We start from the raw sequence: 17,024 nt of genomic DNA, 5'->3' as shown, positions 1-17,024 counted from the left end.
CGCTTTCCTGGTCGCTCACGTCCATGGGGATGATCGGATCGATATCAGGCACGGTTACGCGCCGACCCCGATAATAGCGATAGCCGGGGCATTGCACTTACTCAAGGACGAAACAGGATAAAAACGACGATCGTCTTGTCGGAATGATACGTGAACATTGGAAGTCATCCTGGCGTCATGCGTACCCGTCGTGACAGGTCGTCGATTTCGGCCAGTTCCCGCCTCGTGCGGATCTCTTTTTCCTCTTTCATCCGCCGATCGAGGATCGAGGTTGCCGCCTTCAGAGCAGCATTGGCCTGCATGAGGGCTTCGCGCGCATGGTCCGCTGCCTGGCTGGCGCTGTGCAGCGTGTTCTCGGCACGTTCGACGGCCTCCTGTCCGAAGGGTAGCCAGCGACGGAAATCGTCCATCGAGACGTGCTCGGCCATGGCGGCCTGACGTTCGCTTTCGATCGTCGCCTGACAGCTTTCCAGTTGGAGGCGTGCGGTATGTTCGCTGGCCAGTGCCTCGGCCATGGCGGCCTTTGCCTGGTCGACCTTCGTTTTGTGGAGGCGGATCAGGGAGCGTAACGCGCGTGTGCGGGCATTCATCGCGATGTGCGGGAAGCCGAGAGCGCGCCGCGCAGGGCGTCGAAGCTTGCGGCGATCGTCGCCTTTTCCTGGCGTGACTGCTTCAGGATGCCTTCGATGACGGGCGCGACCTGAATGGCCTTGTCGGTGAGCGGATCGTTTCCTGCCCGATAGGCGCCCAGGCGAACCATGTCCTGGATATCTTCCCAGGTCGCAAGATCGGTTCGTGCTTCCTGGGTCAGGGCGTTTTCCTCCACGCTGTTGCATCCGGGAACGGTGCGCGAGAGAGAGCGGAGGACGTTGACGGCCGGATAGCGCCCGGCCTCGGCGATCCGCCGTTCCAGCACGACATGCCCATCGAGAATGCCGCGCACCGCATCGGCGACCGGCTCGTTGTGGTCGTCGCCTTCGACCAGTACCGAGAACATGGCCGTGATCTGGCCGGCCTTGCCGTCCGGCCCGGCGAGGCCCGGGCCTGCGCGCTCCAGCAGACGCGGCAACTCCGCGAAGACGCTGGGCGGATAGCCCCGGGTCGCGGGAGGTTCGCCGGAAGACAGCCCGATTTCACGCAGGGCCTGGCAAAAGCGGGTGACGCTGTCCATGAGCAGCAGCACTGATTTGCCTTGATCCCTGAAATATTCCGCTACCGCCATGGCCGAATAGGCGGCTTCCCGTCGCATGAGGGGGGACGTGTCGGAGGTGGCGACCACGACGACCGATTTGGCCAGCCCTTCCGGCCCCAGATCGTCTTCCACGAATTCCCGGACTTCCCGGCCGCGTTCGCCGACAAGCGCGATGACTGCCACGTCGCAGTCGGTATTGCGCGCCAGCATCCCCATCAGCGTGGATTTTCCCACGCCGGAGCCGGCGAACAGGCCGAGTCTCTGGCCTTCGCGGCAGGTCGTGAACAGGTTGAGCACCCGGACGCCGAGGTCGATGCGTGGTCCCAGGCGTGCCCGCAGGCCAGCTTCGGGAGGGGGGGCGTGCAGCCGACAGGGTTCCCCGCCTGGGGGAAGCGGCCCTTTGCCGTCAACGGGGCGCCCCATCGGGTCGATGACACGTCCTTGCCACAACGGACTGACGACCAGCGTGCCGCCCGCCCGGCGCCGCCTCTGTTCCTGATCATAAAGCCGGAACATTGCGCGGCAGCCGGAGCCTATGCCCGCCAGGGCTCCGAACGGCATGGCGATGGCCGTGTCTCCCCGGAACGCTACGATTTCCGCCTCTGTCTCGCGCCCGTCCAGTCCGATAATGCTGACCCGGTCTCCCACACCGGTGAAGTCGCGCATGCCGCTGAGGGAGACGGACAGGCCGGTCAGTCCCGTCACACGCCCTTCCAGCACGCCTACGGGAACATCGTGGAAGGGGCCGGCTACGGCCTGACGGAGCGCATGCAGGGTGTGGGCCATACCGCTGGCAAGCGCATCGTCCTGCGATGCTCGCTCGGTTTCGCTGTTCGTTTCGGCAGGCTGCATGCCGTGCTCACCCAGTCAGGCAGGTTGCGCCTGCAACCACCCCTTTAAAACAGGCTGGAATCAGGATTTCAGCTCGAGGATGACGTGTTGACGCCAAACAGTGCGGCGATGCCCTCGGCACTTGAACCGCCACCGTACAGATCCAGCATGGTTGCCGGCTTGTCGGGCGTCTGCGGGTTGACCTGGAGCATGGCCAGGTAACGCTCGGCATATTGCTGGATCTGCTGCGGGGTCGAGAGCTTGCTGAAATCTACCTTGTTCGTCAGCATCCGAACCTGTTGGTCGTAATCCAGGGTTCCGAATACCGAGGGATCGTAGCCTGCGACCGTTTCCGCGACTTTCAGCAATGTAGGGTCGGACATCAACTGCGCCAGGGTGGTGACGCCGCTCATCTTGCGCGTGAAGTAGAGCGCGTTGCCGACACCGTTATCCTGCATGTCGGTGCTGTTCTCGTACTGACTCAGCTCGAATTGCGAGACGGCAGTGTTGATATTGACCCCGGTTACCGTGCTGGCGACCGTGCTGTCGCTTGTCAGGGTCGAATTCTGGGTCAGCGGCGACGTCGAGAGATTCGGGGGTTGGACATTGACAGTGTATGTAACCCCGTTGACCTGCGCTTGCAGGGCGGGAATGTCGTGTGAATACTGGCCGTTGACCTGCATCACATTCCCCGTGTTGTCGAACGTGGTCGAAAAAGTCGTGCTGGTGACCTGCGTGCCGTAGGGGTCGATGATATAAGCCTGCCAGGTGGAGGGCGAGGACGTGTCCTGCACCCATTTGACGGACAGGGTGGTCCGGTTGGCGGCACTGGTGCCGTTTGCGTCGTCCGTGGCCTCGTTCGGGTCGAACGGGGCCGTGACGTATGTCTGGTTCGTTCCCGATGTGGTGCCGAGGGTAATGGACGGAAGGGTCAGGGTGGTGCTGGAGTCGGCCGAGGACGTCAGGCTGACGATCTGGCTTGGGCTGGCGGTGCTGGTGCCGGAGCTCTTCGGAGCCATGGTGACGCCGCTCGTTCCGCCCGGTGTTCCAAGATTCAGGTTGATGGATTGCTGGATGCTGCTTCCATCGGACTGCATGATGTTCAGGCTGATCGGCAGTGCGACGGTGCCCGCGGTGTCCGCTGCCACCGCCTTGCCGGTGGACATGTCGGTGGCTGATGCCAGGGTGCCGTCTTGATTGAAGAGGACCTGATAGGCATTCGTATCGATCGTTGCATTGCCGTCGGCATCATAGGCGCTGACGGTCCACGACAGGGGATTGCTGGAATCCTGGGTCCATTTGAGGGCCACCTGGTGAGCGTCCGAATTCGCATCGTAGGTTGTGACGGGCGCCGTGGTGTACGTCTGGCCTGTTGCGCTGGCGGAAGGAAGGATGGAACTGACCGAAAGGGTCTTTGTTGCCGTATAGGTCGTGCTGAGGACGTCGGAAGTCGCGTCGGTCAGGAAGGGCGATACCGTTGATGAGCCCTTGTTCTGACCCCAGGTCTTGAAGGCATCGGCAAAGGCCAGCCATGCTGCATTGCCTGATGATTTGGCGAGGGACGTGGAGGATGTCGGGTCCTGCGTCAGCAGGTCTTTGATCACGGCCGTCTGGCCGGCAAGGGAACTGAGACCGTAAGCGCCGAGCACCACCTGCAGGACCGAATAATTTTTCAGCAGCCCGTCAGCCGATGTAATGGACGCGGCGCTGTTCTCGAAGGCCGCGACTTCGAGCTTGGTCGTGCTGTCGACCTTTGCGTAGGTTTCCGCAGCCGTCGTTTCGTTCTTGATGGCGGAAACATATGTCGCAATCGGAGAGACGCTCGAGATGGACATCAGCCCGATCCTTCATATCCTGCCATGACGCGGAAGACGCGACCAAAATTCTATCCGGTTGGTATAGAACCTTCTGTTGGTCGTGACCATAGGGTCATTCTTTCGGTAGCGTGAAAGATGGTGGATCTGGTCGGGTGGACCACCTCTTTACCTGCGCCTCCATGGAGATGGAGGTGTATTATGGTCTATTCTTCTGCATTTCAGGTAATCGTTGCGATCGTCTTGATGCGGGCGCGTGGGTATATTTCAGATTGTGAGAGGACCGACACGTTCGGTCGGACGCGCTCCACGATCGAGCGCATGGAGTCGCGGACCGGCGTCGAGACGACGATGACGGGTACCTCGCCGCTGGACGAGAGGGTGTTGAAGACATCGCGCAGTCGCGTGACGAAACGATTCAGCAGCGAAGGCGGCATGGCGAGGCGCCGCTCCTCGCCTTGTCCGGTGATGTGGTTGATGAATTCCGCCTCCCATTCCGGGGACAGCGTGACCATCGGAATATAGCCGCCTGGCCCTTCCAGCGTGCTGCAGATCTGTCGGGACAGACGGACGCGCACATGGCTGGTCAGGTTCTGTATGCCGCGCAGGCCGAGGCCGCTGCCTTCCTGGATGCTCTCCAGGATGGTCGGAAGGTCGCGGATCGAAATGCGTTCGGCCAGCAGCGACTGCAGGACGCGCTGCACGGTGCTCAGTGTCACCTGGGACGGGATCAGGTCGTTGACGAGCTTCTGCTGCTCGCGAGGCAGATCGTCGAGCAGCGACTGGGTGGCGACATAGGTCAGGAGGTCTGGCAGGTTCTGCCTGACCAGTTCGCTGAGATGCGTCACGATGACGCTGGCGGGGTCGACCACGGTGCATTTCAGGGCGATGGCCTTGGTTTTCAGGGACGGATCGATCCATACTGCCGGCAGGCCGAATGCGGGTTCGATCGCCTTGTCTCCAGCCAGGGGCGGGGTGCCGCCCGACGGGCTCATGGCCATGAGCTTGCCGGGCTTCGCCTCGCCTGATCCGATCTCGATCTCCTTGAGCTTGATGACGTACTTCTCGGACGGAAGCAGGATGTTGTCCTGAATCCGGATGGGCGGTGTCACGAAGCCCATTTCGGTTGCGATCGCCCTGCGCAGCGCCTTGATCTGCTCGGTCAACTGGGAGTTATCGCCGCTTGTCAGCGGCAGCAGGCCGAAGCCGAGTTCGAGGCGGAGCAGGTCGAGCTTGAGGACGTCGGAAATCGGTGTCGTCGCCGGGGTGGGGGCGGTTTCGGTAATGTCGCCGTCGCTGTCCGTGGTGGGGGTCTTGTGGCGAAACCAGGCGCCCGCACCGGCCAGGGCGGCAATGGTGAGGAAGGGAAAAGCGGGCAGGCCGGGCAGCAGCGCGAAGCAGGCCGACAGGACTGCGGCCATGGCCATCGGCTTGGGATTGCCGCCCAACTGACGGACCAGCGTGACGTCGGCGGACCCGTCTGTTCCGCCCTTCGTGACGACGATGCCGGCGGCGGTGGAAACCAGAAGGGCGGGAATCTGCGAGACGAGGCCATCGCCCACGGTCAGGGTCGTGAAGGTGTTCGCGGCTTCGTTCACGGGCATGCCGTGACGCAGCACGCCGATGGCCAGGCCGCCGACGATATTGATGCCCGTGATGATGATTGCGGCGATCGCATCGCCGCGCACGAATTTGGCGGCGCCGTCCATGGCGCCGTAGAATGAGCTTTCCTCTTCCAGTTCCTTGCGCTTCAGGCGTGCTGTCCGGTCGTTGATCGCGCCCGAGGCCAGTTCGGCGTCGATCGCCATCTGCTTGCCCGGCATGGCGTCGAGGAAGAAGCGCGCCGCGACTTCGGCTATGCGGCCCGAGCCCTTGGTGATGACCATGAAATTCACCACCAGCAGGATGCAGAACACGATCCCGCCGATGACGACATCCCCGCCCATCAGGAAGCCGCCGAATGCGGCCACCACATGGCCGGCGGCATAAGCGCCTTCGTTGCCGTGGCTGAGGATCAGGCGTGTGGTCGCGATTTCGAGTGCCAACCGGAGGAGTGTGGTCAGCAGGAGGAGTGTGGGAAACGAGGTGAACTCGACCGGTTTCGCCAGAAACAGCGACACCATGAGAACCAGGGCCGAGGCGGTGATCGACAGCGACAGCCCCATATCGAGGATGAAGGTCGGTAGCGGGACGATGAGAATGGACAGGAGCAGCAGAACGCCGACCGCCAGGCCGATATCCGTGCCGGGGATGAGGGAACGCCAGGAAACGGCATTCAGGTTGCCGCCGCGCAGCAGACTGGTTGCAGAGGCCATGCCGCGCGAAAGGGATGGGAACTTGCCGCGCGCGGCGGTTCCGTCAGTCAGCTTGCCATCGCCGGGCCCGGCGATTGTGCTGCCATTGGCGGGGTCCAAGATGCCACATTCCCTTTCGCGTGCCGGTCATGGTCATAACGATATCTGGCGATGATCTGCGGCCATATGCTGCGAGATATACCGTACAGGACCGGTTTCTGGGGGCGATAAGTACCGTTATAGTCGGTTTTGAGCAAGGCGCGAAAAAGGGCGCCTGCGTGGAATATGGACCCTTCCGGCCGATCTGCCGGCGGGGAGGTGACGGGTTGATCTTCGGGTGGTTCGAGAACCGCCCCCCGTTGTGAGGCAGAGCGCTGGGCATGGCTCCCGGACGAGGCGAGGCAGGATTTGTGACGGATATTGAAACGAAGAGGGGCCTGGGGTCCGAAATGGGCGATGCCGCGCAGTTCGTGGATGTCGCGCTTCTGAAGGAAAGCCTGCTGCAATCGCCGACGCCAGCCCATCTGATCGAGGCGTGCGATAAGTTGGCGGCGAAAGCGCACCTCATCGAGGTTACCCGGCTGGTACTGGAGGTAACGTCACTGCATCTGGACGACGGGCAGTTGAGCCTGGCCGGTGCGACGGTGATCCTGCGGTACAGTTCCCGTTATGATATTGTCGAAACATTGGCGCGCAATACGCTGCGGGTCGATCCGGACGATGTGTCGGCACAGGCGTTTCTGGCGCATGTTCGCGTTGTTAGCGGCGATGTCGCCGGAGGGTGCGCCCTGTTCTCCGGCATGATGGAGCGTTATCCAGAGAAGCGTGCGAATATATGTGAATTCATATCGATGTCGCTTCTTGAAGCCGGATACCCGGTGGAGGCGCTGAAGATCCTGCAGTCTCATCTCATGAACGGAGACGTGACTGCGGCTCTTCTGAACAATATCGGATGCGCCCTGGGGCGTCTCAATCGGTCGTCCGAAGCCCTTCCCTGGTATGAAAGGGCGCTGGCACTTGAGCCGTCGCCCGACGCCAGCTTCGGTTATGCCTGCACGCTGCTGAAGGCCGGGAGGCTGGCGGATGGTTGGCAGATTTATTCTAAGCGGGACCTGATTGTTAAGGACAAGTCGGCATGGTACCTGGAATTACCGCGCCTGGGGCCTGATGATGACGTATCGGGGCGGAAGGTTCTGCTGTTCGACGAGCAGGGGTTCGGCGATACTATTCAATTCATCCGCTGCCTCCCTTATCTGCTGGAAAGGGGGGCGGAGGTGACTGTCGTCGTGCCTCCGATGCTCGTTCGTCTTTTGTCTCAGTCTTTCCCTGGCGTGTGCGTTCGCGACAAGTGGAGCTTTGGCCGGGAGGACGGCTACAGCTATGCTGCCCCGATTCCGGATCTTCCTTATATCAGCGGTGTGATGTCGGTGCGGGATATTCCGGCTGCCATTCCCTATCTGCGTGCCGAGGAGGGGGATGTCGCACGGTTTGCCGCCCTTTTGCCCGACAGGCGGCCGCGTGTCGGGCTGGTCTGGGCGGGCGAACGGCGGGCGCAATCCGAGTATGATCTGGCGGACAAGCGTCGTTCGACCACGTTGGCCGAGATGGGAGCGGCCCTTACCCCGGTGGAGGCCACGCTGGTCAATCTACAGTTCGGTGGGCCGCGCGCGGAAATCGAGGCATGGAATGGTCAACCGCTCTTCGACCCGATGGGCGATGTACGTGACATGGCCGATACCGCGGCGATCATGAAAAATCTTGATCTGGTCATTTCTGTCGATACGGCACCGCTGCATCTTGCCGGCGCCCTCGGCTGCCCCGTGTGGCTGGTCAGCCGTTGGGATGCCTGCTGGCGATGGGGCGATGAAGGAAGTGGCACGCCCTGGTATCCGAACATGCGCGTGTTCCGGGCGAGGGAGCGATCGTTCGCACCTGTATTGCAGGAAGTCGGGCGGGCTTTGCGCAACTGGCTCTAACGCTGGGCTGGTTCGGGCGGGGCGATGTTTCGCGTGGAACGGTTCGGCACGCCGGGCATCAGCCCGTCGGGCGGGCCAGCATGACGGGGTTGGCACGGTAGGATGCCAGCGTGCGCCCCCGCATGCCGCCCGTGGTCGGGCGGTGGATCGTGGGCTGGGTGAAATGCGCAAATCCCTGGAACGGGTGAAAGACCTTGGCCGGCGCCGGGGGAGCGCTGCCGTCGGTATCGGGTTGTGCGTCGGCCGTGAGGGTTGGTTGCTGTATCGTTTTGGGCGTGGACGGATGCATGGACGCTGGCGTGATGGAGGATGCCATGCGGACGTTCTGGCGCGCCGGCGCGTGTGTATCCCGTCCATCCTGCGGGATCGCCCAGGCTTCCAGGACCTTCCACTGGTAGGGGGTGCCGATGCCGGGTGTCTGGGAGTGGTATGCGGCTGCGGCGCGCGGCCAGCTTCCCGTCTTGTCATACATCTGGAGCAGGAACCGGCCGGCGTACAGCGTATTGGCGACCGGGTCGAATGCCTGGTCGAGCGAGGCGAAGGCGTCCGGATGCTGTTGCAGGTTGACCTGCATGCAACCGACGTCGATCGACTGGATCCCTTGCTGACGAAAGGCTTCCACGGCCGCGACGGCTTCGGCGCGCGTTGAATAATAATGGCCGATTCCCGACGCCGTGATCGTCCACGGCCATGCGGAAATGGTGCCGTCCGGGCCTGGCTTGCCGCTTTCGACCCGGCTCATGGCATTGAGAAAACCATCCGGGACATGGAGAGCCCGTTCCGCTTGCGCTGTCGCCGCGATGCAGAGCGACGCTTCCGGGGGGCGGGCGAATGCGGTGCGGGCCGGCAGGAGCAGGATGAGGACGGCCAGTGTCGTCCGACATGCGTGGTGTCGTGGAGCGTGGCAGCGCATGGCCGGTATCGGGGCTGGACCTATCACAGGCCGTCTCTCCCTGTATCGTAGGCCGTTCGGCGGCGCATGGAACGGCGAGGTCGTCGCGCATGCGTTCTGAAACGGGTCTATCGAACTTTGAGGTATGGGCAGTCGACCGGCTTTACCTCATTTCCTCGATGGTCCACAACCGGACGGAAGCCGAAGAGACAAGGCGGACTATCCTTCTCATTTCACGTCGTTGGGCCATTGAATGTGGTGGTCCCGCGGCGTATTCTCAAAATCTGCCATGGTCACTTCGCGGAATGCCATGGGCCGAAGTGCAAAAGGTGACCAGTGTCTATGAGGACTTGCCTCAGGGCGGCCAGCCTCTATCGCAACCATTTCGGTCGCGGCGATGGAACGGATGCCGCGTCTTTCAGTCGGAAAAGCATGCAGGTGCCTTGTTTCCGGCGGATTGTGGCGCTGGTTTCGACCGCGTTTCTCCTGATCGGGCTGCTCCCGTTTCCGTCGGCCAGTGCCGCGATGGTTCGGGTGAAGGATATCGTCGATTATGAAGGCGTGCGCGACAACCAGTTGGTCGGCTATGGCCTTGTCGTCGGACTCCGGGGTACGGGCGATCGACTGACCAATACCATTTTCACGCGCGAAACGCTGATCAGCATGCTGAACCGCCTCGGGGTGAATATTCGCGACCGCGAAGTGCAGCTTCAGACCCATGACGTGGCCGCCGTGATGGTGACCGCGACCCTGCCGCCTTTTTCGCACGGGGGCGGACGGATTGATGTGACGGTTTCCGCCGTCGGTGATGCGCGGGACCTCGCCGGCGGGACGTTGCTGGTGACGCCGCTTCAGGCCGCGGATGGCGAAGTTTATGCCGTCGCCCAGGGATCGCTGGTGACCAACGCATTCGCGGCCAGCGGAGCCGGCGGCGGCATGACGCAGAATATTCCGACCAGCGGCCATATTGCCAATGGGGCGGTGGTCGAACGCGAAGTGCCGGTCAATCTGGGGGCAGGCGGGATTATTCATCTTTCCCTGCGTAATGCCAATTTTACAACTGCGAACAGAATTGTCGATGTGATCAACCGCTCTATCGGGCGCGGCATGGCACGGGTTGACGATCCGCGTACCATTGCCATCGACCTCTCCGGGCGCAATGCGGCGACAACCCTGTATCGGATCGGCGACCTGAGCATCGAGCCCGATACGATGGCCAAGGTGATTGTCGATGAGGCCAGCGGAACGATCGTCATGGGCGACAATGTGCGCATCAGCACCGTTGCCATCGCACAGGGAAATCTGACCATCCAGGTTACGGAACTGCCTGTGGCGTCCCAGCCTGGCCCGTTTTCCAATGGAACGACCGCTATTCTGCCACGAACGCAGATTGAGGCGAACACGGGGAGTTCTAATCGGCTGGGGATATTGCGCGAGGGGCCGACTCTTGCCAGTTTGGTTGCAGGTATGAACGCTCTGGGCATGGGGCCGCGGGATATGATCGGTATCCTTCAGGCCATCAAGGCCGATGGGGCGCTCCAGGCCGATCTTGAGGTAAGGTAGCGACGCATGAGTGGTATAGGTGATGTCGCGTCCTCGTTGTCCACGATGAGCCGGCAGCAGGTTGCGACCGGGCAGGCGAACCAGGATTCGGCCCGTACGGAAGAGGCCCGCAAGGCGGCCGTCTCGTTTGAAAGCGTGACCATCGGCGAATTGTTGCAGCCCATGTTCGATACGGTGGACACGTCCAAAGGCATGTTCGGGGGCGGTGCGGCCGAGAAGCAGTTCCGATCGCTTCAGGTTCTGGAAATTGGCAAGCAGATCGCCAATAACGGTGGTATCGGCATTGCCGACAGCGTCTATCGCCAGATTCTGGCCATGCAGGAACAGGCGCAGCAGGAGCAGAGCCAGTCATGAGCCGCGCGTCGGCCGGAATGGCGGCTTCCCTTCTGACCAGCTTCCAGACGGTCTGCTCCGTGCTTGAGACTGAGAACGATCTTCTGAAAGCCGGCAGGCTGCGGGAGGTCGTGGATATGCTTCCGGCAAAGCAAAGAGAAATGGACGCTCTGGAGCGCATCCTGGCAGTGAGTCGTGCCGATTCGTTATCGGCCGACCAGATTCATGGTCTGAAGACGTCGGAAATCGAAGATGTGGCTGGCCGCTTCGGTGCATTGGTGCACGCCAATCGAACATTGCTGAAAAATGCGATCGACGCGCAGAATATCCTGATTCGGCTGATCGTCGTGGATGCGACGCAGGATGCAGGCGTCGGTTATGGTGCTTCGGGTCAATATATGCCCAATCCCTGCGCGCAGGCAGCACTGACATTGCGCAGCGATGTCTGACGCCGTCTGTTCGTTCGTTTCCTTCTGCCGTCGGAATGTGCCTGGACGGCATGCGGTATAGACTGAAGAGACCTCTTTGGGCTGGGCACGTCTGGATGGAAGGGGTTCGAATGTTCGGCTTCTCGGTATCCGGAAAAGAGAATTCATGAATCTACGATGTCATTTCGCGGCTTTGCTGCCTGATATCCGGCGGCATGCGATGCGGGTGGGTGCGGTGACCCTGGCGTCGGCCGGGCTTGCGGGCTGCCTGTCGCCGGCCAAGCCATATCTGGATATGGGACGCCGTCTGGCAGACGCCGGCTTTGTGGCGCACAAGGCGGACACGACCGCACGCTACGCCATGATGAATACGCTTCCGCCCGGCGAGGTCACGTATCGGCCGTCCACGGTCGGGCCGGTGTATCTCTATGCCGATCCGATCGGCTGTGGCTGTGTGTATATGGGGTCGGCGACAGCCTACAGCTATTATGTATCGTCGGTTTCCGCAGGGAAGAAAGCTGTCCCCGCCCCCTCGGCAATCCCTGCGATGGCGGCCGAAAACCGGCGCGATACCGCGTCGTGGGACTGGAGCGCATGGTCGCCCAACGCTGATCCCGGACCCAGCCAGCCCCGACATGTCATCGGTGGCTACTGGTAGAACAGGGGGGCTTTACCGAGCGGGCCGGCCGAGAAAAGTGTTCTCGAGCCTTTTCATCTGATGATTTTTCTGACGATTTGAGGTCGATGCTCGGCTTCTGGCATTCTTCGGCCCGTCATTTTCCCTTTCCGCTGCCGGAGGGGGACTCGGGCGAAGGGCCGGACTTTCATCGCGTGTCGCCCTGAGTGTGACGTTATCAGCCGCAGGTTGGGCGATTGGCGGTGTTGTGTTCCGAGGGGGGACAGGCTCGTCCTGCTTCGCGGATTGCTGTGACCGCGCGGGTTCGTGACGGTTCTCCTGTATCTCTGCCGGAACCGCGGCGGCAATGGTGTGCTCCGTGTCTTCGGATACAGGTTGGTTTTGGACTTCGGCATGCAGCTTTAGCTCGATTTCGGATGCTTTTTCGAGCAGTTGTTCAAGCTTCCTTTCGTGCGGAGAAGCCTTGATCGTCGCCATCTCCAGACGTCCGGCCGTCGCGTCGGCCTTCTCGACCATGGTGTCGAGTTCGGTGCCTGTTACCTTGGCCAATTCGATCATGCGGCTGAGTGGGCGGCCGCTGACTTCCCCGGCTATGCGCAGTTTCTCCACGCCTTCTTCCGCGCTTTTTACGCTGGCTTCGAGCTTTTCGACCAGGCCCATCAGGCTTTCGCGGTCGTGCTTCAGGTTGGAAAGAACCCGACTGAGATAAAAGCTGTAGATAATTCCCAGAAGCAGGAAGAACGATAAAACGATTTCGATGATCAGCTGGATCTGAGTCAGCATCTGCCAGATGTCTCCAGTCTGGCCCGGTTGGGAAGCGACGGGCGGGTCGTGAGAGAAGGAATCGGGGTTGTCCTGTTTGCTTATTCGCCTGACGCAGGCGGTGGGGTGGTGTGGGTATGGGGGCTGTCGGGCGGTACCAGCCGTCGTTCGATTTTCACTGCTGCCTTGCCGTGCAATTGGCCGAGCCTTCCCACGAAGAGAGAGGTTTGTCCGCACTGCAGCGTGACATGGATATCGGCGTCTTTCCTGTAGGGAAACGCGATCTGGGCACCGGGGCGCAGGTTGAGGACTTCGGAAAGGGAGACGAGCTTTTCCTCGAATACGGCCGACACTTCAACGTCGGTTTCGAGAATCTCGGAGATCAGATGGTTTTCCCAGATTGAATCGCGACCAAACCGTTCGCCCATGAACTGCTGGGACAGGCGATCGCGCACCGGTTCCAGGGTCGCATAGGGAATGATGAGATCCAGATTTCCGCTCTTGTCTTCCATGTCGATATGCAGCTTTGTCATCACTACGGCATTGGAGGCGCGGGCGATGGCAGCGAAACGGGAGCTGACCTCGAGTCGTTCGAAGGTGAGGTCGATGGTGCAGACGGGATTGAACGCCGCCGAGAGATCGTTGAGGGTCAACGTGATCAGTTTTTCGATCAGGGACCGTTCGATCGCCGTGTGCGGGCGGCCCTCGGTCCCGGCGTGACCCACGCCGCGCGGACCGCCCATCAGAATATCGATAATGGAATAGGACAGTGCGGAGTCGACGACGACGAGCCCGTAATTCTCCCACTGGACGGCCTTGAAAACCGCGAACAGCGAGGATGACGGCACAGTGTTCATGTAGTCGCCGAAACACATCGAGCGCGTGCTCTCCATGGTGATTTCGACGTTGTCGTTCGTGAAGCTGCGAAGCGTTGACGACAGGAGCCTGACGAGCCGGTCCAGCACGATTTCCAGCATCGGGAGGCGTTCGTACGCCACGAAGCCGGCCTTGATGACCCGTTCCATGCCGGTCTCTTCCCGGTCGGGGAGTCCGGCGAATGTATTGCCAAGCAGACTGTCGATTTCAGACTGATCCAGCACATGGCTGCTGATCATGCTGTTTTCGAAGCCCGTAGACGCATCTTCTCGCGTGGTATGGCCCGCATCCGACCCGTGGCCCGGCGTTTCGTGCGGCGCGTCGGCGCTGGCCTCATCGGGCTCGACGGCGTCCGGCGTGTCGTTTACGTCCTGCATATTGTCTTCGCCACGGTTTGATCTGTACTCTGTATGAACATCAAGTAAAACGTTCCGATTACTGAATTAGGAATTCAACCAGATACAGATTCGTCACCTGCAAGGGCGTCAATTCCGCCCTGAGACGACGGATCATCGCCTCGCGCAGCCGGTATATGCCATCACCCCGGATATCCTGCGGGCGTGTCTCATGGAGGTAGGTCTGAAATATGTCCTGCACCCGGGGAATCATATTCTGGAGCGAGGCTTCGTCTCGTGCGCCTGAAATTTCGACCTTGGCCGTCAATTTTACATAGACCGGGCGGCCATCGCCATTGTCGAGATTGGATACGATCGACGGGATACCGAGAATGATCGGCGGATGCAGCATCTGGCTGGCGCGGTCTGCCATTCCGCTTTGAACCGAATGGAGCAGACGACCCTTTTCGAGGAATACGGCACCGCCGCCGCCCACAGTGAGAACGAGAGCTGCCAGGCCGATGAAGAGAAACATCTTCCTGGAACGGCGGGGCTTCGCTTCCGCAGCGATGGATTGCCGCTTCTCATCCCCGGCAGAGGGCTCCGGTGCACCGCCGCCGGTTACAGTCTCGCTCATATGCAGGTGGCTCCCGGAGGGTGGATAAACGATTTATTGACAGTGTAGCTACTGGCGGGAGCATGCTCAATGGGATGGGTGCGGGGGGGGCGACAATAGACGGATATCACCGTCGTAAAAGCGGAAATTCCTGCACTCTAGGAGGGTATGGCAAGCGGCATTGGTCCGTCGATGCCTGGATTCAACGAGGGGAACAGGTGTATTCGACCTGCCTTGAAAAACCAGAATGAGAACAAAGTAATCTCCGACGTATGTGGACCCAGGTGGGTAGGTCCTGCATCTTCAGGTCCGGCCACATGTAGAAGATTACTTGTTTTTCGCGCCTGACAGTCTCACAAGAGCATCTTATGGAGACGTGTCTGTCAATTATTGGCTGGCTATGTCGAAGACACGGCCAGCCGGTTGGTTTTTACTGCTTCATGGCGATTGTTGTTTGCAGCAGTTGGTCCGCAGTCGTGACGATCTTGGTGTTGGCGGAGTAAGCCTCCTGCGCGACGATCAGGGCCGACAGGTCACTGGTGAGGTCAGTCGTGGACGATTCCACAGATCCTACCGACAACGTGCCAGTGCCATTTGCCCCGGCCAGACCGATCTTGGCGTCGCCAGAAGACGCCGTGGCGGTATATGCTTGTCCGTCGACCGCATTCAGACCGTCTACGTTGGCAAAATTCGCCAGTGCGATCTTGCCGATCAACTGGGTTCCGGTATCGAACTTGGCCATGAGCGACCCGTCGCTTTCGATTTCCACGCCCTGGTAGGTGCCGCTGGCGATGCTGTCGGATTGCAGGGCCGTCGTATCCGTTGGCAGACTGCTGGCCGTTGAAAGCGTCGTCTGGCTGAGGTTGACTGTATATGACGTGCCGCCAATTGTGGCGCTGAGTGCACTTAAAGATGTCGTCACACCTGTGGTACTGTCCGTAACCGACTGGACGCTGCCATCTGTGTTGAATACGACCTTATAGGTGTCGCTGCTAACGGGCGACGACGATGATGTATCGTAAGGATCGACCAGGGACAGTGACCATGTCGGCGGTGAAGCGGCCGTCTGAGTCCATTTGGCTGCAACCGGAGTACCGTTGGCATCGGTAGGCGATGTCATCGACGTTTGATTACTGCCGGTCGTGGTGCCGATCACATCGGATTTGCTCATGGTAAGCGTCGTGCCCGACGCGGTCAGAGCATTGGCTTGGTTGGTGCTCGCCGTACCTGTGGATGCTGCCATAACGGTACCGCTGGTGCCGCCGATCGTTCCCAGATCGAGCGTGATGTTTTGCGCGACGCCATTGTAATTGGCCGTAATGGGGATCGAAGCACTTGCCCCTGTCAGGGTCGATCCGATCGTCTGGCCAGTAGTAGCGTTGGCAACCGATGCCAGAGAACCGTTGCTGTCGAACGTCACCTGATAAGAGTTGTTGGCTATGGTGCCGGTACCGTCTGCGTCATACGCGCTGACGTTCCAGACCAGAGGGTTGGTGCCGCTCTGCGTCCAGGACAAAGCGATCTTGTGTGGTGTCGCCGACGCGTCATAGGTGGTGACGGGAGCCGTCGTATAAGATTGAGCATCCGCTGCCGTATAGCTGGCATTGCTGGACGGCATCGTTCCCACCGTCGCCGACAAGGTCAGCGTCGTGGTCTGCGTCGGGCGGAAGGCCACATTGGCGACATTGAGCTGCGTCAGCGATGCGTTCAGCGAGCCTGTGGTGGGGTCCACCATATAGCCGTCGAGGTAATAGCCACTGGTGTTGACCAGGTATCCGGAGTTGTTTTTGTAAACTTCTCCATTCCGGGTGTAGTAGTTCTGGGACTGAAATTGCGTGTTTTGGGATGTCGATGCGCCGCTTTCTTTGGAAACGACGAACAGGCCACTCCCTGAAATGGCAGTGGCAAGGCTGTCCGTGCTCGTGGCTGCGGTGCCTTGATTGTCCACATGCTGGACAGTGACGGCGGCTACTGAATCCGAGATATCGGCTGAAGACGCATTCTGGCCCAGTGAGCCGGCCACGAAATCCTGGAATGCCGTCGTGGTGGCTTTGTAGCCGACCGTCTGGCTGTTGGCGATGTTGTTACTCAGGTTCGTGAACGCGGTCGACTGGGCGTTGATCCCGCTGACTGCCGTGGTGAGGGCGTTGAAAACTGACATATGCCGTCCCTGCCTTGTGCGCGCAGTTAACTGTTCCGCCTACCGTCAGGCAGGAAAATCATGATCCGATCATGACACAGACCATCTTCTGGCATGATGGAATGTTCGGATCGGTGATCTTACGGACATGGAATGGTGGCTGAAACATTCCCCGCGCTGCACCTGTGCCTTTCTGAGCATCTGAGTAGCATGCGTAGCGCGAAATACAAGGATTTCCTGTATCGTTTTTAGGGGTAGCGATAGGGAGAAAGTGTTACGGAATTGTTTCCTGGCGGCGATAAAGGGGTATGTTTTATGAATGCGGGCATGAATGC

General features: G+C 60.5%; 14 protein-coding genes. 5 read left to right on the top strand and 9 right to left on the bottom strand.

Annotated elements, in window-relative coordinates; genetic code table 11:
- Window positions 1-164 precede the first annotated feature (164 nt).
- The 4 genes from HLH25_RS01150 to flhA form a co-directional block, all read right to left on the bottom strand.
- Window positions 165-590 carry a flagellar FliJ family protein gene (locus HLH25_RS01150; RefSeq protein ID WP_182972296.1) on the bottom strand — a complete coding sequence of 142 codons (426 nt, stop codon included), beginning with the start codon at window positions 588-590 and terminating at the stop codon, window positions 165-167.
- Complete coding sequence (gene fliI, locus HLH25_RS01145) at window positions 587-1,978, bottom strand: flagellar protein export ATPase FliI (protein WP_182972424.1); 1,392 nt, start codon at window positions 1,976-1,978, stop codon at window positions 587-589. The genes HLH25_RS01150 and fliI overlap by 4 nt, the downstream gene beginning before the upstream one ends.
- 134 nt (window positions 1,979-2,112) lie before the next feature.
- Window positions 2,113-3,858: a DUF1217 domain-containing protein gene (locus tag HLH25_RS01140; RefSeq protein ID WP_182972295.1), complete on the bottom strand. Its 1,746-nt coding sequence runs from the start codon at window positions 3,856-3,858 to the stop codon at window positions 2,113-2,115.
- 200 nt (window positions 3,859-4,058) lie between these two features.
- Window positions 4,059-6,152, bottom strand: coding sequence for a flagellar biosynthesis protein FlhA (gene flhA, locus HLH25_RS01135; protein ID WP_182972423.1), 2,094 nt, complete (start codon window positions 6,150-6,152; stop codon window positions 4,059-4,061).
- A 602-nt stretch (window positions 6,153-6,754) separates the two neighbouring features.
- On the opposite strand from flhA, the gene HLH25_RS01130 reads away from it, so the two are divergent.
- The gene (locus tag HLH25_RS01130; RefSeq protein WP_246400782.1) at window positions 6,755-8,107 is read left to right on the top strand and encodes a glycosyltransferase; all 1,353 of its coding nucleotides are present in this window, start codon (window positions 6,755-6,757) and stop codon (window positions 8,105-8,107) included.
- A gap of 58 nt (window positions 8,108-8,165) precedes the next feature.
- On the opposite strand, the gene HLH25_RS01125 is transcribed toward HLH25_RS01130, so the two are convergent.
- The gene (locus HLH25_RS01125) at window positions 8,166-9,047 is read right to left on the bottom strand and encodes a transglycosylase SLT domain-containing protein (protein ID WP_310889033.1); all 882 of its coding nucleotides are present in this window, start codon (window positions 9,045-9,047) and stop codon (window positions 8,166-8,168) included.
- Between the two features lie 384 nt (window positions 9,048-9,431).
- Here HLH25_RS01125 and HLH25_RS01120 point away from each other — a divergent pair, with 384 nt between their 5' ends.
- The 4 genes from HLH25_RS01120 (at window position 9,432) to HLH25_RS01105 (ending at window position 11,981) form a co-directional block, all read left to right on the top strand.
- Complete coding sequence (locus HLH25_RS01120) at window positions 9,432-10,562, top strand: flagellar basal body P-ring protein FlgI (RefSeq protein WP_182972420.1); 1,131 nt, start codon at window positions 9,432-9,434, stop codon at window positions 10,560-10,562.
- A gap of 6 nt (window positions 10,563-10,568) precedes the next feature.
- Window positions 10,569-10,916 (top strand): rod-binding protein, encoded by a 348-nt coding sequence (locus HLH25_RS01115; RefSeq protein WP_182972294.1) that lies wholly within the window; start codon window positions 10,569-10,571, stop codon window positions 10,914-10,916.
- Complete coding sequence (locus HLH25_RS01110) at window positions 10,913-11,344, top strand: hypothetical protein (RefSeq protein WP_182972293.1); 432 nt, start codon at window positions 10,913-10,915, stop codon at window positions 11,342-11,344. Before HLH25_RS01115 ends, HLH25_RS01110 begins: the two co-directional genes overlap by 4 nt.
- Before the next feature lie 145 nt (window positions 11,345-11,489).
- Window positions 11,490-11,981: a hypothetical protein gene (locus HLH25_RS01105; RefSeq protein ID WP_182972292.1), complete on the top strand. Its 492-nt coding sequence runs from the start codon at window positions 11,490-11,492 to the stop codon at window positions 11,979-11,981.
- A gap of 12 nt (window positions 11,982-11,993) precedes the next feature.
- On the opposite strand, the gene HLH25_RS19960 is transcribed toward HLH25_RS01105, so the two are convergent.
- The 4 genes from HLH25_RS19960 to HLH25_RS01085 form a co-directional block, all read right to left on the bottom strand.
- A complete protein-coding gene (locus tag HLH25_RS19960; RefSeq protein ID WP_220791619.1) occupies window positions 11,994-12,743 on the bottom strand; it encodes a DUF6468 domain-containing protein in 750 nt (249 codons plus the stop codon).
- A gap of 80 nt (window positions 12,744-12,823) precedes the next feature.
- A complete protein-coding gene (gene fliM / locus HLH25_RS01095) occupies window positions 12,824-13,975 on the bottom strand; it encodes a flagellar motor switch protein FliM (RefSeq protein WP_182972291.1) in 1,152 nt (383 codons plus the stop codon).
- Window positions 13,976-14,033: 58 nt separating this feature from the next.
- Window positions 14,034-14,570 (bottom strand): flagellar basal body-associated FliL family protein, encoded by a 537-nt coding sequence (locus tag HLH25_RS01090; RefSeq protein WP_182972290.1) that lies wholly within the window; start codon window positions 14,568-14,570, stop codon window positions 14,034-14,036.
- Between the two features lie 409 nt (window positions 14,571-14,979).
- Complete coding sequence (locus tag HLH25_RS01085) at window positions 14,980-16,710, bottom strand: flagellar hook-basal body complex protein (protein WP_182972289.1); 1,731 nt, start codon at window positions 16,708-16,710, stop codon at window positions 14,980-14,982.
- Between the last annotated feature and the right edge of the window lie 314 nt (window positions 16,711-17,024).

It is taken from the genome of Gluconacetobacter dulcium, from assembly GCF_014174165.1.
Classification (GTDB): Bacteria; Pseudomonadota; Alphaproteobacteria; order Acetobacterales; family Acetobacteraceae; genus Gluconacetobacter; species Gluconacetobacter dulcium.
Note: the sequence above shows the minus strand (reverse complement) of the source record. Positions and strands in the feature narration are given on the sequence as shown.

Bases quoted from the DNA above. Each gene is read 5' to 3' on its own strand.
- HLH25_RS01110 (WP_182972293.1), top strand. From the start codon at position 10,913: ATGAGCCGCGCGTCGGCCGGAATGGCGGCTTCCCTTCTGACCAGCTTC.
- HLH25_RS01085 (WP_182972289.1), bottom strand. From the start codon at position 16,710: ATGTCAGTTTTCAACGCCCTCACCACGGCAGTCAGCGGGATCAACGCC.
- HLH25_RS01150 (WP_182972296.1), bottom strand. From the start codon at position 590: ATGAATGCCCGCACACGCGCGTTACGCTCCCTGATCCGCCTCCACAAA.
- HLH25_RS01120 (WP_182972420.1), top strand. From the start codon at position 9,432: ATGCAGGTGCCTTGTTTCCGGCGGATTGTGGCGCTGGTTTCGACCGCG.
- HLH25_RS19960 (WP_220791619.1), bottom strand. From the start codon at position 12,743: ATGCTGACTCAGATCCAGCTGATCATCGAAATCGTTTTATCGTTCTTC.
- HLH25_RS01105 (WP_182972292.1), top strand. From the start codon at position 11,490: ATGAATCTACGATGTCATTTCGCGGCTTTGCTGCCTGATATCCGGCGG.
- HLH25_RS01140 (WP_182972295.1), bottom strand. From the start codon at position 3,858: ATGTCCATCTCGAGCGTCTCTCCGATTGCGACATATGTTTCCGCCATC.
- HLH25_RS01115 (WP_182972294.1), top strand. From the start codon at position 10,569: ATGAGTGGTATAGGTGATGTCGCGTCCTCGTTGTCCACGATGAGCCGG.
- fliM (WP_182972291.1), bottom strand. From the start codon at position 13,975: ATGCAGGACGTAAACGACACGCCGGACGCCGTCGAGCCCGATGAGGCC.
- flhA (WP_182972423.1), bottom strand. From the start codon at position 6,152: ATGGCCTCTGCAACCAGTCTGCTGCGCGGCGGCAACCTGAATGCCGTT.
- HLH25_RS01090 (WP_182972290.1), bottom strand. From the start codon at position 14,570: ATGAGCGAGACTGTAACCGGCGGCGGTGCACCGGAGCCCTCTGCCGGG.
- fliI (WP_182972424.1), bottom strand. From the start codon at position 1,978: ATGGCCCACACCCTGCATGCGCTCCGTCAGGCCGTAGCCGGCCCCTTC.